The 15,386-nt window shown below is 59.7% G+C and carries 16 protein-coding genes; 3 read left to right on the top strand and 13 right to left on the bottom strand.

Annotation, left to right across the window (positions count from 1 at the left end; genetic code table 11):
- Positions 1 to 135 precede the first annotated feature (135 nt).
- The 8 genes from NZ453_RS17060 to NZ453_RS17025 form a co-directional block, all read right to left on the bottom strand.
- Positions 136 to 570, bottom strand: a complete 435-nt coding sequence (locus NZ453_RS17060; protein WP_263771964.1) for an OsmC family protein — start codon at positions 568 to 570, stop codon at positions 136 to 138.
- 156 nt (positions 571 to 726) lie between these two features.
- Positions 727 to 1,164, bottom strand: a complete 438-nt coding sequence (gene aroQ, locus NZ453_RS17055) for a type II 3-dehydroquinate dehydratase (protein ID WP_263771963.1) — start codon at positions 1,162 to 1,164, stop codon at positions 727 to 729.
- Between the two features lie 61 nt (positions 1,165 to 1,225).
- Positions 1,226 to 2,059: a shikimate dehydrogenase gene (gene aroE / locus NZ453_RS17050; RefSeq protein ID WP_263771962.1), complete on the bottom strand. Its 834-nt coding sequence runs from the start codon at positions 2,057 to 2,059 to the stop codon at positions 1,226 to 1,228.
- 7 nt (positions 2,060 to 2,066) lie between these two features.
- Entirely contained in the window at positions 2,067 to 3,302 is a 1,236-nt protein-coding gene (locus tag NZ453_RS17045; protein WP_263771961.1) for a CaiB/BaiF CoA transferase family protein, read from the bottom strand.
- Between the two features lie 16 nt (positions 3,303 to 3,318).
- The gene (locus NZ453_RS17040) at positions 3,319 to 3,774 is read right to left on the bottom strand and encodes a MaoC family dehydratase (RefSeq protein ID WP_263771960.1); all 456 of its coding nucleotides are present in this window, start codon (positions 3,772 to 3,774) and stop codon (positions 3,319 to 3,321) included.
- Positions 3,775 to 3,806: 32 nt separating this feature from the next.
- Complete coding sequence (locus tag NZ453_RS17035) at positions 3,807 to 4,193, bottom strand: VOC family protein (RefSeq protein ID WP_263771959.1); 387 nt, start codon at positions 4,191 to 4,193, stop codon at positions 3,807 to 3,809.
- Between the two features lie 9 nt (positions 4,194 to 4,202).
- Positions 4,203 to 5,129, bottom strand: coding sequence for a ketopantoate reductase family protein (locus NZ453_RS17030; RefSeq protein ID WP_263771958.1), 927 nt, complete (start codon positions 5,127 to 5,129; stop codon positions 4,203 to 4,205).
- Positions 5,130 to 5,324: 195 nt separating this feature from the next.
- Positions 5,325 to 6,335: a TRAP transporter substrate-binding protein gene (locus tag NZ453_RS17025; RefSeq protein WP_263771957.1), complete on the bottom strand. Its 1,011-nt coding sequence runs from the start codon at positions 6,333 to 6,335 to the stop codon at positions 5,325 to 5,327.
- A gap of 393 nt (positions 6,336 to 6,728) precedes the next feature.
- Here NZ453_RS17025 and NZ453_RS17020 point away from each other — a divergent pair, with 393 nt between their 5' ends.
- The 3 genes from NZ453_RS17020 to NZ453_RS17010 all read left to right on the top strand — a co-directional run bounded on the left by NZ453_RS17020 (position 6,729) and on the right by NZ453_RS17010 (position 11,376).
- Positions 6,729 to 7,685, top strand: a complete 957-nt coding sequence (locus NZ453_RS17020; protein ID WP_263771955.1) for a LysR family transcriptional regulator — start codon at positions 6,729 to 6,731, stop codon at positions 7,683 to 7,685.
- 243 nt (positions 7,686 to 7,928) lie between these two features.
- Entirely contained in the window at positions 7,929 to 9,263 is a 1,335-nt protein-coding gene (locus NZ453_RS17015; protein WP_263771954.1) for a PQQ-dependent sugar dehydrogenase, read from the top strand.
- A gap of 340 nt (positions 9,264 to 9,603) precedes the next feature.
- The gene (locus NZ453_RS17010) at positions 9,604 to 11,376 is read left to right on the top strand and encodes a monovalent cation:proton antiporter-2 (CPA2) family protein (protein WP_263771953.1); all 1,773 of its coding nucleotides are present in this window, start codon (positions 9,604 to 9,606) and stop codon (positions 11,374 to 11,376) included.
- Between the two features lie 66 nt (positions 11,377 to 11,442).
- Here NZ453_RS17010 and NZ453_RS17005 read toward each other — a convergent pair whose 3' ends face one another.
- The 5 genes from NZ453_RS17005 to NZ453_RS22235 form a co-directional block, all read right to left on the bottom strand.
- On the bottom strand, positions 11,443 to 11,634 hold the full coding sequence (locus NZ453_RS17005) for a YgaP family membrane protein (protein ID WP_263771951.1): 192 nt from the start codon (positions 11,632 to 11,634) through the stop codon (positions 11,443 to 11,445).
- Between the two features lie 71 nt (positions 11,635 to 11,705).
- Complete coding sequence (locus tag NZ453_RS17000; RefSeq protein ID WP_420851681.1) at positions 11,706 to 12,386, bottom strand: Crp/Fnr family transcriptional regulator; 681 nt, start codon at positions 12,384 to 12,386, stop codon at positions 11,706 to 11,708.
- 51 nt (positions 12,387 to 12,437) lie between these two features.
- Positions 12,438 to 13,052 carry a response regulator transcription factor gene (locus NZ453_RS16995; RefSeq protein ID WP_263771947.1) on the bottom strand — a complete coding sequence of 205 codons (615 nt, stop codon included), beginning with the start codon at positions 13,050 to 13,052 and terminating at the stop codon, positions 12,438 to 12,440.
- Positions 13,049 to 15,040 carry a sensor histidine kinase gene (locus NZ453_RS16990; protein WP_263771946.1) on the bottom strand — a complete coding sequence of 664 codons (1,992 nt, stop codon included), beginning with the start codon at positions 15,038 to 15,040 and terminating at the stop codon, positions 13,049 to 13,051. The genes NZ453_RS16995 and NZ453_RS16990 overlap by 4 nt, the downstream gene beginning before the upstream one ends.
- Positions 15,041 to 15,246: 206 nt before the next feature.
- Positions 15,247 to 15,372 (bottom strand): sodium ion-translocating decarboxylase subunit beta, encoded by a 126-nt coding sequence (locus NZ453_RS22235; RefSeq protein ID WP_420851683.1) that lies wholly within the window; start codon positions 15,370 to 15,372, stop codon positions 15,247 to 15,249.
- Positions 15,373 to 15,386 lie beyond the last annotated feature (14 nt).

The raw sequence follows: 15,386 nt of genomic DNA, 5'->3' as shown, positions 1-15,386 counted from the left end.
GACAAACACGACTGAGGGCGAACGGCGGCGATTGCCTGCTTCGACTGATGGCTTCCGCGAGGAAGCGCACCGTCGCGGGCGCCCGGTTCCGCTCAGCGGTCCGTTGAGCCCGCGCATTCTGGCTACTCTCGCCAGCTACTTCAAGGTCGCCTGCAAGGTGATCTCACTGACGCTCGCCAGCGCTTTCGAAAGCGGGCAGTCGCGCTTCGCGGCGGCGGCAAGCTCCTGGAAGGCCGCTTCGTCGATCCCCGGAATGCTCGCCTCCATCGTCAAGGCAATGCGGTCGATGACGAAGCCTTCGCCCTGCTTCGATAAACGTACCTTGGCGGTCGTATCGACCGACGTCGTCGCCCAGCCCGCCTTATCGCATGCAAACGAAAAGGCCATCGTGAAACATGCTGCGTGAGCGGCGCCGAGAATTTCCTCAGGATTGGTGCCGCGTCGATCGTCCTCAAAGCGGCTGGCAAAACCGTAGGGGTATTGTTTCAACGCCCCGGTTTCGGTGCTGATTGTCCCCTGGCCTTTCTTGCCTTGGCCTTCCCAATGAACGGTAGCGGTCTTTTCGGTCATCGTCGATCTCCTGTCTTGCGGTAATGGGCACTTGGCTTGCCAAGCAGCGAGGAATGCGACCCGTCATTTCTCCCGGGCCGAATCGCCAAGCGGCAAAGACCATGCCATGCCGTGCCCTCCGCAAGCGGCATCTCAGATGTATCGCCGACTCTTTCGTTACGACTGCGTCGCGGACACGGCCGCACGCAGTGCCATCAGATAGGCATCGACGCCGATACCGCAGATCTGCCCTCTGACGATTTCCGCGAAGCACGAGTGGTGCCGAAACGCCTCGCGCGCGTGGATGTTCGACATATGCACTTCGATCACGGGGCAGGTCAGAATCGCCAGTGCGTCCCGAATGCCATAGCTGTAGTGTGTCCAGGCTCCGGCGTTGATCAGCACCGCATCGACACCGTCAAAATATCCCTTGTGAATACGCTCGACCATCTCGCCTTCGTGATTGGTCTGAAAGCTCTCAACCTCGGTACCTAATTCCTTGCCGAGCGCGACGAGCTTCTCGTCGATTTGCGCGAGCGTAATCGTGCCGTATTGCTTGGGGTCACGCTTGCCGAACATGTTGTGGTTGATGCCATGCAACATGAGGACCTTCATGATTGTTTTCTCCACAGGTAGTTAGAAATACTGTCATTCGCCATGTCCGCGACTCGTCTCTTCATCGAAGCGGAACGGTCAAGGTTCGGATCATCGTCGCCGTCTCGGGCCGGACACCACGCCACCATTCGAAAGACTCCGCGGCCTGTTCAACGAGCATACCGACTCCGTCCGCGAGCTGCGCGGCTCCGGCATCCTGCGCACGCTTGAGGAAAGGTGTCAGGCCTTTACCATAGGCGAGTTCGTAGGCGACGCCGCCTGACGCAAACACACCAACAGGCACGGGCGGCAATTCACCGCGCAGACTGGCCGACGTGGCGTTGACCACGAGGTCAAACGGCTCCGCCGCCTCTGCGAGTTCCGAGTACGAACACCACGAGAAGTCTCCTTCGGCATACGGCTTGAACTGTTCGAACAACGCCTGAGCTTTGCTTACCGTTCGATTGACCAGCACCAGTTTCGCCGGTCTCTCGTTGAGGAAAGGCAGCATGGCGCCGCGCGCCGCACCGCCGGCTCCCAGGAGCAGAACGCGCCGGCCGCGCATCGTGAAGGCAAGGTTGCTTACGATGTCGCGAGTGAGCCCGACGCCGTCGAAATTCTGAGCAAAAATCCGGCCGCCTTCGAATTTGAGGGCGTTGGCTGCTCCGGCGAGACGCGCCTGTTCGGAGAGATCCGTCGCGTAATCGAAGGCCTCAAGCTTGAACGGCGCGGTGACGTTCATGCCCCGCCCTCCGTCTCGCCTGAAGGTCTCGACATTCTCGGCAAAGTGGCCGATTTCTCCCTCGATGGCGAGGTAATCGATGTCCTGCCCGGTCTGCCGGGCGAAGGTCGCATGGATCAGGGGCGACTTGGTGTGTCCGATCGGATTGCCAATTACCGCATACTTGTCAGTCATGGCTTTCTCAGCCCGCGACGGCTTCGGTAACCGCGGCTTCCGAGTACAACACGCCCGCCTTGACCATCGCCTCGATCTCCTCGGGCGAGTAACCCAACTTGGCAGCAACCTGGCGGTTGTGCTGACCAAGCAACGGCGCAGGTGTCCGGACAGTCGTGTCGCATTCGGAGAAATGAAACGGCAGGTTACCCAACCGGATCTTTCCAAGGACCGGATGCTCCTGCTCCACGATCATGCCGCGCGCCTGAATTTGAGGATCCGCCAGCACCTCGTCGATGTTTTGCACTTTGGCGCAGGGCACGTCGATCCCATCGAGAAGAGACAAGCAGTCCGATACCGCAAGTTCTTGCACCCAAGCGCGAACAATCCCGAGGATTTCGGTGCGATGAGCGTTGCGCCCGGACTGCGAGTGGAAACGCGTATCGGCGGCCAGAGCCTCACCGCCGATCAGGCGGGCAAGGCGTTTCCATGCGTCGTCGACTTGGGCCGCGATCACGACATAACCGTCTTTCGCCGTAAACACCCCGTAGAGCGTCGAGTTGGGCAAATCGTGTCCGGCCTGCTTCGGGATGTCCTTGCCGCCCGAAAGCGTGTAGCACTGAATCGCGTATTCGTGCATCGACACCAAGCAGTCATACAACGCCAAGTCGATATGCTGCCCGCGGCCCGACTTGACGCGGCCAAGGAGCGCTGCGCAAATCGCCCCAACCGCATTCGCACCGGTGTACATATCGCCAAGGGCGATACGCAGCAAAGGTGGCGCTTCGCCGGGTGAGCCGACCATGGCCATGATGCCGCTCTTGGCTTCAGCGATCAAACCGAAACCTGGGCGTGGCGCATCAGGTCCGGTGTGGCCGTAGGCCGATACCGAGCAATAGACAAGGCCGGGATTCGTCTTGGAGAGTTCCTGGTAACCAAGCCCGAGTTTCTTGAGCGCGCCGGGCCGATAGTTCTCGACGAACACATCGGCCGAATCGACGAGTTTCTTCACCAGTTCGAGCCCACGCGGGTCTTTGATGTTGACGCACAGGCCCTCCTTGCCCATGTTCTGCTGCAAGTAGTATCCGCTCTGGCCGTTGATCAAGTAGGCATGCGTGCGGCCGGCATCGCCTTCGGTCGGCCGTTCGACCTTGATGACCTCGGCGCCAAGCGCCGCGAGGCAACGCGAGACGAACGGGCCGGCAAGGAAGTGGCTGTAGTCGACGACGCGGATGCCGGCTAGGGGAAGTGACTGGGTGGTCATGTTCGATCTTTCATTATTAATCTTTGGGCTTGCATGGGACCATGACGCGGTGTTCGCCCTTCTGGACAACCTCGCCGCGCTGGTTGATCAATTCGACGGGAACAACGACGATCCCCCATCCGGGTCGGCTCTTTGATTCGCGCACGCTGGCCACCTGAAACTCGATGTGACAGGTATCGCCGATCTTGATCGGCAAGACGAAGCTCCATTCCCAGCCCAGCGACATGCCCGGCTGAAAGCAATAGGCGCTTTGCGTCTTTAGCCCGTCGGCGACCGACAGACCGAACAGCCCGTGCGCAACCCGCGTGCCGAAGGGGGTTTTCTTGGCGTATTCCTCGTCGACATGCACTGGCGTGAAATCGCCAGTCAGCTCGGCATACGCATTGATGCGCTCCTCGGTAAACGTGTAAGACGGACTGATGCCCTTGTCGCCTACCTTGATCTCATCGAAATACAGTTCTTTCCTGACCATGCTCGTTTCCTCTGCACCCGTTTAGTCTTTCTTCATGCGCGCGGTTCGACAGCCAGCGCCTCAGCCACGGCATTGCCGTGCGCTTGCATCAACTCAAGTTCGAGGCCGTCCGGCAGAGCGAGCCAATTGCGCCCCATGGGCAGTTCTTTAACCCCCCAACTACGCGCCTCGGCAAGCGCAGCTTCGAGATCCTCGACCATGATGCCGAGGTGGGCCATGCGACCTTCAGGCCCGCTGAAACTTGGATCGGCATTGAACTGCAGGCCCCCGATCGTCCAGGCTTTCTCCGGAGCTCCATCTGGCCCCATCGCTTCGCGCACCGTCATGCCCAACACCTCGCGAAAGAATCGAATGTGCCAGCCGATGTCCTTGACCTTGATCGCGACGTGCTCGACGTAGGCTCTCTTGCTGTAGGCCATGCCCACTCCTTACCGCTTTCCGAAACTGGACTGGAAGTTCTCGATGCCCTTGACGAGCGCAACGAGCGTTTTGTTGACCGGCGTAGCAATGTCGGAGCGATCGCCCCAGCGCACGACCGATCCGTTGATGAAATCGACTTCAGTGACTTCGCCTTTTTCAAGGCTTTGCAGCATCGACGTCTTGAACTCGGCCGGCAGACCTTCGGCGGCCAGATCCCAGAAATACCGGGGTTCTTCCGAAACCAATCGGATGTGGTTGGCCCGTGCTACGGCAATGCCCTCAGCAACGGCAGCAAGCGCCGCCTCCTCGATTTCCTTGACCTTGTACAGCCAGCCATAGGGAAGCCGTGTAATCGCACAAAGCGCCCCGGTGGCGACGTTCACCAACAGCTTGTCCCACATCGTCCCGTAGATGTTCGTGCTCGCCGTCGCCAGGAGGCCGGCCTTGTTGAACTCGTCGACCACGGTCTGGAGCCGCGGCGTCAGACGGCCGTCGAGTTCGCCGATGTAGGTCTGCTTTCCCAGGTAACCGGAGGCAATATGCCCGGGCGCCAGAAAGACGCCACCGACATAGGTCTTGGCGGCCAAGACCTTCTCGCGTCCGGCAACTTCCGCCAGGATGTCCTCATGCCCGAGGCCGTTCTGGATAGACATCACCATCGTGTGGCTCGCCAGCAAAGGGCGCGCTGATTCGATCGCGGCGCGCGTTGCCGCCGATTTCACCAGCACGATGATGAGGTCGACCGGAGCCAAGCCATCGCACGAGTTAAAAGCCGCGACACGGACCGTTTCCTCGCTGTCGCCGAAGCTCATTTTCAGGCCGTTGGCGTTAATCGCGTCGACGTGAGCCTGAAAGCGATCGACCAAGATAACGTCAGAACCACCACGAGCCAACAGGCCGCCGATCGAACAACCGAGCGCGCCGGCACCAAGCATGCATATCTTCATATTGAGAGCCTGTTTTTCGTTTCATTTGTTTGGCGACACAGGGACTCTATGCGGCCAACGCATTGCGGTATAGGCAATGGATGTAATCATCGAGATTGCGTTTTTAAATGGCCAAGAGGGCAGCAAAAAAAAGTCCGCGGCAAATGTCGCGGACTTTCCTGGCTCAGGGAATGCGAGGCGGATTTACTTTTTGCGATTCTTTTCCAGCTCAGACTGAAGCTCTCTGACGAGTTCGGGTCCTACGTTCGCCGCAAACTTGTCGATCACCGGCTGGATTCTCGTGCGTATTTTGGCGATCTCTTCCGGCGGCAGGACAGTCACCGTCATCGTCTTTTTCAGATTGTTCAGTGATTGATCCGCCAAGTTGCGCGCGTTCTGACGTTGCCAGGTGGTGGCTTCAACCAACGTCGAGGTCAGGAGCGCCTGTTCGTCTTTGCTCAGCGCATCCCATTTCTTCTTGCTCGCAAGCACAGACTGCGGGTTGTAGATGTGATTGCTGATGGTCAGGAATTTTTGGACTTCATAGAATTTGCTCGTTTCAACAACCGAAAACGGGTTCTCGTGGCCATCGATGATTTTTTGCTCCATCGCGGTGTAAACCTCGGTGATCGGCATCGGGACGGCATTTGCGCCCAAGGCATTGAACGTATCGATATAGAGCGGGGATTGGATCACACGCATCTTCAGGCCGGCCAGATCCTCGAGCTTGCTGATGGCTCGCTTGCTGTTCGTCATGTTGCGGAAGCCGAGCTCAAAGTAGGCGAGGTTATACAGCCCCTTTGCCGGTGTAAGACCAGCCAGTTTCTTGCCGAAGGCACCGTCGAGAATGGGGTCCGCTTCCTTCCCGTTCTCGAACATGAATGGAAAATCGAAGATGGCGAACTCTTTGATCTGCGATTGGAGAATTCCCGAGTTCATCACCGTGAAATCAATCGTCCCGCCTTGAACGGCGGATAGTACTTGCACATCGCCACCAAGAACGCCTGCAGGGAAAACCTTGAGCGTTAATTTGCCGCCACTTTTTTCTTTGATCAGTTCGGCCCACTTCTCCGCTCCCATGACCCCAGGATGTCCTGGCGCCCCGGCGCAGGCGAGACGGAATGTGTGGTCGTTGATTTGGGCTTGCACTCCCGAAACCATCACCGTACCGAGTAGCGCTATGGCAGCGCAGGCAATGCATTTTGGTGCTTTCACGTTTGCCTCCTTGAAGAGATTTCGCCCCGTTACGGCGGAGCGCACCGAGTTGATCTACGCCAACCTTCTTGTTGCGATTTGAAAGGCTGTTGCTTTTCGAAACAGCCGGTTTATTGCGCGAGCTTCCTTCTCACCGATGAAACTCGGCCTGCCGATGCGGAGAGAAGCACCGGCAGGTCCTTGAAACCAGGCGCCGCGCGCCTGCAATACGCAATACAGTTTGTTGCCAGCGTTCCGAACCGTGTGCAGGACGACAGACCTCGCCCTTCCGCGATTTCCTTTACGAACGGAGCGGTATTCCAAGCAATCGATTGGAACGTGAAAAGACTCTAGTCAGCAAGGCATATGAGGTCTATGCAATAATCGAAATCTCTCCGATTGCGTAGTGCAATTATGAAAAAAGAAGAGATTGCCGACCCTTTGCTCGACGCCAACCTTCTCCAACTCTTCGAGTTGATCTACGACACGCGTAGCGTCACGCGCGCAGCCGAGCGCCTCGGCTTAGCGCAACCGACGGTGAGCATCTGGCTGGGCAAGCTGCGCAAACACGTGGGCGACCCGCTCTTCGTGCGCGCACCGTCCGGGATGCTTCCCACCCCTGAAGCAGATGCCCTTATCGGGACAGTACGACAGACCCTGGAGCTGCTGCGTGGCTTGGCTCAGCGGCAAACCAGGTTTGATGCGGCGACGAGCCAGCGTCGCTTCCGCATCTGCATGACAGACGCGAGCCACGTCACCCTGCTTCCGCAACTCCTTATCCACGTCAGGAGCGTGGCCCCCGGAGTACGCCTTGGTGCGGAACGTATCGACGACAGAACAGGGCAGCGGCTCGAATCCGGAGAAGCCGACCTTGCCCTCGGGCTGATTCCGGGGCTGGACGCCGGTTTCTATCAGCAAAGCCTCTACAACCAGGATTGGGTTTGCCTGGCGAACGCTCGGCATCCCCGTCTCGGCGAAAGCCTTACGCAAGAGGACTATCAACGGGAAGGACACATTACGATCGTTTCGGGCACGGGTCATCAATTGCTCGACGCCAGCCTTGACCGGCTTCACCTGGAGCATAGGGTCGTGCTCGAACTGCCCGGCTTTCTCGGACTCTCTGCCATTGTCGCAACGACCGATCTGCTAGCCACTCTGCCTCGGCATATTGGCGAAACATTGGCCGCCCGGGGGGATTTACGAGTTTTCGCTTGCCCCGTTCCGATCCCGGGATTCACAGTCAAGCAATACTGGCATTCACGCTATCACCGAGATCCTGGAAACCAATGGCTGCGTGGAGTGTGCACGGAACTCTTCATGCGTCAAAGCGACGACGGTTATTCGATTGTGCGAGGGCCCGAACAGCATTGACAAACCCGGGTGCGGAAAGCGAGCACCTTGGCTGTCATGTAGACGAATGCTGGCGCCCTTTTGGAGCCCTTCTCGATTTCCTTTCCTGCTGGTGGGCATCCGGCTTGCCAAGCTGCGGACGGGCACAACTCCTTATCTAGGTTGGGCCAGTGACGAGGGGAAAACGAGGCGAAACGTAGTCGGTGACAGTGCCCGCGTGCTGGAAACCGGACTTCCCGCCTCATTGAGGCGCAGAGGCTGACGATGACGGCACGACGTACGTGGTTGTTTGTGTGGCTTTGCCTCCTTTCAACTCTAGCGACACTCGCCCTCACGGCCTGCGGCGAGATGGCGACCTTACCCGTTGCAGCCGGCACCGGACCGACGCCGGCGCTGCCGGAGCCGAACAGGACGCTCGTCCCCACCGTGAGCATCGCCCCCGCTCAGGGTTGGCCGGGCGGCATGAAACCGCACGCCGCCTCTGGCACGCAGGTCGTCGCATTTGCGTCCGGGCTGGATCATCCGCGCTGGATTTACGTGCTTCCGAACGGCGACGTGCTGGTTGCCGAAACCAATGCGCCACCCAAGCCCGAGGACAACAAGGGCATCAAAGGCTGGGTGATGGGGCTGATGATGAAGCGCGCGGGCGCTGGCGTTCCGAGTGCCAACCGCATCACCTTGTTGCGCGACAGCGATGGCGACGGCGTGGCGGACATCCGTTCCGTCTTTCTGGAAGGACTGAATTCGCCTTTCGGCATGGTGCTGGTGGGTAACGATTTCTACGTCGCCAATTCCGACGCCATCGTTCGTTTTCCTTACACGTCGGGCGCTTTGCGCATCACGACGCATGGGACGAAGGTCACCGACCTGCCCGCCGGCCCGATCAATCATCACTGGACCAAGAACATCATCGCCAGTCGGGATGGAAGTAAGCTCTACGTGACGGTCGGTTCGAACAGCAACGTCGGAGAACGGGGCATCGAGGCGGAAGCCGAACGGGCGGCGATCTGGGAGGTCGATCTGCACAGCGGCGCACACCGGTTGTTGGCGACCGGGTTGCGTAATCCCAACGGCCTAGCCTGGAAGCCCGACTGCGACGATCTGTGGACCGTGGTGAACGAGCGCGACGAACTTGGAAGCGATCTGGTGCCCGATTATCTGACGTCCGTACGGGAAGGCGGATTCTACGGCTGGCCCTATAGTTACTTCGGCGCACACCTCGATGAACGCATGAAACCGCCGCGACCGGACCTTGCGAACAGAGCGATTGTGCCGGATTATGCGCTCGGGCCGCACACGGCGTCGCTGGGGCTCGCCTCCTCGGCCGGCACGACATTGCCTGACGTTTTTGCCGAAGGCATGTTCATCGGTCAACACGGGTCGTGGAACCGGCGGCCGCACAGCGGCTACAAGGTGATCTTCGTTCCGTTTGCCAAGTGCAAACCGTCCGGCGAACCGCTCGACGTTCTCACCGGTTTCCTTAGCGAAGACGGAGAAGCCTACGGACGTCCAGTGGGCGTCGCGCTTGACCGCCAAGGTGCGCTGCTCGTCGCCGATGACGTAGGCAATATTATTTGGCGTGTGAGCCGGGCGCAATAGACCAGTCGCTCGGTCACGACGAGTCCGTAAGGCTACGATTCAAAGATACTTTCCTGGCCATGGGACCTCAACCACGCCCTGTCTGAACATCGCTCCCAATAAGGCCGAAACCGAGGAGACCGGTTTTCCACAGAATCTGTGGAAAACCCACGGGAAAACCCGCCTGAAACTGAGCCCCCCCAAGGGCTCACGACCCATGCTCAAAAACCGGGCGACAAATCATCGTTCGCATGCCTCGGCATGAAACCCGGAACGGTCGGAAACGCGTCCGGGAACCTGATGACGTCTTCAAGGTCGGCTACACGGTGACAAATCCAAAGTCAGCCGAGAGCGAGGCGTAATGAACCAGTCCTGGATGCAAGAAACCGTTGTCTTTCTGGTGGCCGCGGTCATCGCCGTTCCTCTTTTCAAGCGGTTGGGCCTCGGCGCAGTGATCGGTTACCTCACGGCCGGCATCCTGATCGGACCCTGGACGTCGGGGCTCATCCGCGACGTCGAAAAGATTCTGCACGTCGCCGAGCTCGGCGTCGTGCTGCTGCTATTCGTCATCGGCCTCGAACTTCAACCTTCACGGTTGTGGGCCTTGCGTCGCCCAGTATTCGGCCTCGGTGGAGCGCAGCTCCTGGTGACCGGCCTCGCGCTCGGCGGTGCGGCCATGGCGTTTGGCCTCTCGGCCCCCGTCGCGCTGGTGGTCGGTTTGTCGTTGTCCTTGTCATCGACGGCCCTCGCTCTGCAGATGCTCGCCGAGAAAAAGCAGCTCACCAGCCAGCACGGCCGCGCCTCGTTCGCCGTCCTGCTCTTTCAGGATCTGGCCGCGATTCCGCTCCTGGCCGTCCTGCCCCTTCTCGGCGGTAGCGCCGGCCAAGGCTGGCATTGGCTCGGCGCGCTAAAGGCCGTTGTCATCGTCGTTCTGGTGATCGTCATCGGGCGCTGGCTGCTGCGTCCCTATTTGCGCATTGCCGCCTCGGCAAAGAGTCATGAGGTCTTTGTCGCGGCGGCGCTGCTCGTTGTCGTCGGCACGGCGCTGTTCATGCAACTGGCGGGTCTGTCGATGGCGCTGGGGGCCTTTCTGGCCGGCGTCCTGCTTGCGGATTCGGAGTACCGGCATGAGCTCGAAGCCGACATCGACCCCTTCAAAGGGTTGCTGCTTGGACTATTTTTCATGGCCGTCGGCATGTCGGTCGACCTCAGTCTGGTCACGAAACAGCCGCTTGTCATCGTCACGCTGACGATCGGTTTGGTCGTAATCAAGGCGCTCATACTGTACGCGCTGGCCCGCTTCAATGAGCACAGCCATGGGTCGGCGGTCAATTTCGCGCTGTTCGTCTCGCAGGGCGGCGAGTTCGCCTTCGTCCTCTTCGGGGTTGCCGCGGGTGCAGGCCTTCTCGACAAGTCGACCAGCGACACCTTGGTGGTTGTTGTTTCTCTTTCGATGGTGGTCACGCCCCTCCTGGCGACGTTGAACGAGAAATGGCTTGGGATTGGCCAGGGCAGCGCGGAAGAGCGTGCCTTCGATACTGTGGACGTCGACGAGCACCGGGTGATCATCGCCGGCTTCGGCCGCTTCGGGCAGATGATCGCCCGCACGCTGCGCATGAAGAAAATCCCCTTCACGGCACTCGAGGCGAGTTTCGAGCAGGTGGATTTCGTGCGCAAGTTCGGCAACAAGATTTACTTTGGCGACGCGTCGCGGCTCGACATGCTGCGCGCGGCACGTGCCGATCTAGCTGAAGTCTTCGTGCTCGCCATCGACGACGTTGAAGCGTCGGTCAGAACCGCCGCGATGGTGCGCAAGCACTACCCGCACCTCAAGATCTACGCGCGGGCCCGCAATCGCGTTCATGCCTATCAATTGATGGACGTCGGCGTCGACAAGCTGATCCGCGAGACCTTCCTGTCAAGCCTCGAGCTGGCTCGGGATGTCCTGATCGCGCTCGGCTACCCTGCCGCTGAAGCGCGCAAGGCCGTGCAAGTGTTCCGAGAGCATGACGAGAAACTGCTTGCCGAGCAGCACAAGATTCACGAGGATGAAGCCAAGCTCATGGCAGCATCGAAGCAAGGCGCCGAAGAGCTCGAACGACTCTTCGGCGAGGACGTCAGCGCGGCGAGGTAGGAACACTCGGTGAAACACGCGGATGAGTATCCACCATGGATGCCTTCGCTTCGCCGAAACTTCGACTCATTCCCTCTTCAGCGGACACGAACTGATCCCGATCAGCGAGTAAAGCGGACACAGTCCGAACAGGCCGGTCGCCAGAGGAACCAAGCCAACCCATGCCCATACCGGGCCACCCGCAAGCGCCCACACGATGAGCGCCAGACCTGCCACGATTCTCAGCCCCTTATCGATGCCGCCGACATTTGTTTTCATGATTCGCACTCCACCGGGTTGATGACGGAACCCAGTGTATTTTTCGCGACGCCGGCTGTCTGTAACCTGGGTCACACAGCGGTGAGTTTTTGCAGGCCTTCGCGATCGACGATCGTCACCTGTTCTCGTCCCAGTAAAACCAAGCCCTGTGCCTCGAACCCCTTGAGCAGTCGGCTGACAATTTCGCGCACGCTGCCCAGTTCGTCGGCCAACAGTTGATGAGAAACGCGCAGGACGTCGTCGTCCCGGGCGATGAGCAGTTTCGCCAAGCGCTCGTCGAGGTGCGCAAAGGCCACCTCCTCGACGAGTTGCATCAGTTCACTGATACGGTCGGCAAAAAGATGAAACACAAAATCGCGAAACGGCGCGTGTTCCTCCATCAACTGCCAGAACGCGGGCTCGGGAAGCGCCGCCATGACGACATCGGTTTCGGCAATGCCGCGTGCATTGTAGGGAGAATGGCCGAGCAGGCAGCTCGATGTGATGAGGCACGAAGCGCCGGGCCCGAGACGGTACAGCAGGAGCTCGCGTCCGCTCGCCGCTTGCTTGACGACCTTGACGCGACCTTCGATGAGCAGCGGGAAGCCATGACAAGGCTGACGTTCGACGAACAGTTCGGCGCCCGCCGGCAGACGATACGGACCCTGCGCCGGAAAAATCTGCTCACTCAAACTTGCAGGCAGATCGGCCAGCGCCGGGTAAAGCGCGAAAATGGTTGCGACGTCGACGGTTCCTGTCACGGGACGCTTCATTCGATCATTGAGAACGGTCAGACCGAACCGGTGTTGTTTCCAGTCGGTAAATCACGACCGCCGCTGGCCGTCGGAACGCGCGATCAATTGCCCAAGCTCGATGGCCGTCTTTACGCCCATTTTTTCGAAGACGCTCGCACGCCGGACTTCGACGGTACGCACGCTGATATTCAGTTCATCGGCGATTTGCTTGTTGATCTTGCCGGCCAGCACGAGCTCCATCACCTGGCGCTCGCGTGGCGACAAACGCTTCAGACGGACCTCGATTGAAACGGCGCTTTCTTCGGCATCGCGCCGTGCCGCGTCCACCCGCAGGGCTTCTTCGATACGCTCGACGAGTTCCGTGTCATTGCAGGGTTTCTCGATGAAGTGGAAGGCTCCGTTCTTCAAGGTGGAAACAGCCATCGGCACGTCGCCGTGCCCGGTGAGAAAAATCACGGGCAGGCGGCAACCCAGTTCCAGCAAACGGTCGAAGAGCTCGATACCGCTCATCTCTTCCATGCGGATATCGAGCACGATGCAACCGGCGAGCGATGGATTCCAGGCTTCGAGAAAGGCTTCGGCCGACGGATAAGTCTGGCTTTCGATACCGCGCGATTCGAGCAGACAGGCGAGCGAATCGCGTACGGCTTCGTCGTCATCGACGATGTAAGTCTGTGGCGTCATGGTGTGGCTATCGGTAGCGTGACACATGCAATGGTACCGCCTTCCGGGTTGTCCTCGACCCAAAGCCGCCCTTGGTGAAACTCGACAATCGAGCGGCAGATGTTGAGCCCCATGCCCATCCCCTCAGCTTTCGTCGTGAAGAACGGGGTGAAGAGCTTCGACTGGACCTCGGGAGGAATGCCTTCGCCAAAGTCGATGACCCGAATCAGCATCTGGCCTTCGACTTCACTCAACGCGACATGCAGCCGGCGGCGTTCCGAAGGCGCATTGCGCATGGCTTCCAGCCCGTTGCGCATCAGATTCAGCATCACCTGTTCAAGCATGGCGCGATCGGCCATCAGCGGCGGGCAATGCTCAGGAAATTCATGCGTGATGCGGATGCGTGCGAGTTTTGCCGTTGCCTCGATGAACCCGATGCTGTCGTCAACGATCAGCGCCAGGTCGCAAGGCGCGAGCTTCGGTTCGCTCTTGCGCACGAAGTCGTGCACGCGACCAACAATGCGTCCGGCGCGTTGCACCTGCACAGCAAGCTTGGCGACGATGCCCTTGAGGTCCTCGACGGTGAATCGGCCCGTTTCCAGCTTGTTCCGGCAGCTGGCGTTGTAGTTCGCAATGGCCGCCAAGGGCTGGTTCAGCTCGTGGGCGAGCGACGAAGCGAGTTCACCCATCGTGATCAGGCGCGAGGTGAACTGCAGCCGCTCCTGCTGTGAGCGCCAGAGATCCTCGACCTTCTTCCGTGCCGTGACGTCGACGATCGAAGCCATCCAGCCGGTATGCTTGCCGTCGGCGTCGATCAGCGGAGCCTCGTAAACCAGGGCGTCGAACGGCGTTCCGTCCTTGCGCACGAAGCGGAATTCCACGCCCTCACGCGGCATTTGCCAGTCGATCGCATGGTCGTGGAAGGCTTGTGCTCGGTCGATCTCCTCCGTCGGCCAGTAAGGCATGGGTGGCCGGGCGTTCATCAGTTCCTCGATGCTGTAGCCCGTCATCTGGCAAAACGCCGGGTTGGCGTAGATGATCCTGCCTTCCAGGTTGCGGGCGCGCATGCCGACTGTCAGCGAATTCTCCATGGCGTTGCGGAAGGCGTGTTCCGAGCGCAGTGCGTACTCCGCGGCGAGCCGACGGCGGATGTGCCCGCGCAAGGCCAGCAGGCTCAACAGAACGGCCGCGGCAAGAAGGATGATCAACGCCGCGATCATCGTCTGCGCCATGTTGGTCGAATTGCGGTACGCCGACACCTGGAACACCAGACCGAACCCCGGCGGATCGAACGGCACCGAGTAGCTGATCTTGGTCATGGCCGCGCTGATTTTCGACTTGCTTGCCAGGGTATTGCCGCTGGCATCCTGGATCGTTACCTGGTATTTCTCGGCGAACCACCAAGGGACCATCGTCTTGAGCAGCGTATTCAGCGAATAGACGCCTATCAACGATCCGCGATACCGTCCGTTGGCAAAGATCGGGGAATAGACCTCGACTTGTGTTACGTCAGCGGCGCTGTAAGCCTCGGTATAAACCGTCTTCCCAAGCTTGCTGGCCATGGCGATCGAACGCGCTTGAACCTCGTTGCCCAGCCCATCGACACCGAGACGCGGCAACGTTTGCGTCGGCAAGGATGCGACGACTTGCTGCGCAGCGTCGACCCATATCAGCTGCTGAATATCCGGGCTGTTATTGAGGAGGTATTTGCCATTCAGTTCGAACACCGATCGTCCGTCGTGCTCGTTGGCCAGATTGGTTGCCAGTTGGCGCAGCTGTTCCGCGTTTCCTTCGAGATGGAAGCTGATGCTCTGTTCGAGCCAAAGCACGTCGGCAATCAGTGTCGAGCGCTGTTCTTCGGCTTCGTTCTGCCGTAGCAGCCAGAACAGAACGATGAGCAGCACCAGGAGCAGACCGACCGCCGACTTGAGGGCGGTCAGATACCAGTTCGACCACCGCTGCGGCGGCATCTGCGCGGGTAGGTACCTCGTTTCGGCGCTGGATCTCATGCGGTCAAGGCCGCCTCATCGTCATGGCGAACGTCAACGATAGCAACAAAAGGCGGCGCAATGCATTCCGCGTACCTCCACCACCGCAAGTACCCCCCGCAAATCCCATAAGCGACCGTGCGGCGGCCATCCTTCGCAGAAAAGGAAAGCCGCCGCACCGCACGGGTTGGCCGTGCCATCCCGTTAATCGCTATATCACCCCTCGCCTACCCGCCGGCACCCATGAGGGCGAGGACGACGCCGCCGGCGACGACGCTGGCGACTTGGCCGGCGGCGTTGGCACCCATGGCGTGCATGAGCAGGAAGTTTTCGAAGTCTTCTTCCTGGGCCACGCGCTGCACCACGC

This window comes from Propionivibrio soli (assembly GCF_025770765.1).
Taxonomy (GTDB): Bacteria; Pseudomonadota; Gammaproteobacteria; order Burkholderiales; family Rhodocyclaceae; genus Propionivibrio; species Propionivibrio soli.
Note: the sequence above shows the minus strand (reverse complement) of the source record. Positions and strands in the feature narration are given on the sequence as shown.

What these genes read in the sequence shown, in the direction of transcription:
- NZ453_RS17005 (WP_263771951.1), bottom strand. Translation starts at nt 11,634, where the DNA reads ATGAAAACAAATGTCGGCGGCATCGATAAGGGGCTGAGAATCGTGGCA.
- NZ453_RS17040 (WP_263771960.1), bottom strand. Translation starts at nt 3,774, where the DNA reads ATGGTCAGGAAAGAACTGTATTTCGATGAGATCAAGGTAGGCGACAAG.
- NZ453_RS17020 (WP_263771955.1), top strand. Translation starts at nt 6,729, where the DNA reads ATGAAAAAAGAAGAGATTGCCGACCCTTTGCTCGACGCCAACCTTCTC.
- NZ453_RS17010 (WP_263771953.1), top strand. Translation starts at nt 9,604, where the DNA reads ATGAACCAGTCCTGGATGCAAGAAACCGTTGTCTTTCTGGTGGCCGCG.
- NZ453_RS17035 (WP_263771959.1), bottom strand. Translation starts at nt 4,193, where the DNA reads ATGGCCTACAGCAAGAGAGCCTACGTCGAGCACGTCGCGATCAAGGTC.
- NZ453_RS17015 (WP_263771954.1), top strand. Translation starts at nt 7,929, where the DNA reads ATGACGGCACGACGTACGTGGTTGTTTGTGTGGCTTTGCCTCCTTTCA.
- aroE (WP_263771962.1), bottom strand. Translation starts at nt 2,059, where the DNA reads ATGACTGACAAGTATGCGGTAATTGGCAATCCGATCGGACACACCAAG.
- aroQ (WP_263771963.1), bottom strand. Translation starts at nt 1,164, where the DNA reads ATGAAGGTCCTCATGTTGCATGGCATCAACCACAACATGTTCGGCAAG.
- NZ453_RS16995 (WP_263771947.1), bottom strand. Translation starts at nt 13,052, where the DNA reads ATGACGCCACAGACTTACATCGTCGATGACGACGAAGCCGTACGCGAT.
- NZ453_RS17060 (WP_263771964.1), bottom strand. Translation starts at nt 570, where the DNA reads ATGACCGAAAAGACCGCTACCGTTCATTGGGAAGGCCAAGGCAAGAAA.
- NZ453_RS16990 (WP_263771946.1), bottom strand. Translation starts at nt 15,040, where the DNA reads ATGAGATCCAGCGCCGAAACGAGGTACCTACCCGCGCAGATGCCGCCG.
- NZ453_RS17030 (WP_263771958.1), bottom strand. Translation starts at nt 5,129, where the DNA reads ATGCTTGGTGCCGGCGCGCTCGGTTGTTCGATCGGCGGCCTGTTGGCT.
- NZ453_RS17000 (WP_420851681.1), bottom strand. Translation starts at nt 12,386, where the DNA reads ATGAAGCGTCCCGTGACAGGAACCGTCGACGTCGCAACCATTTTCGCG.
- NZ453_RS17045 (WP_263771961.1), bottom strand. Translation starts at nt 3,302, where the DNA reads ATGACCACCCAGTCACTTCCCCTAGCCGGCATCCGCGTCGTCGACTAC.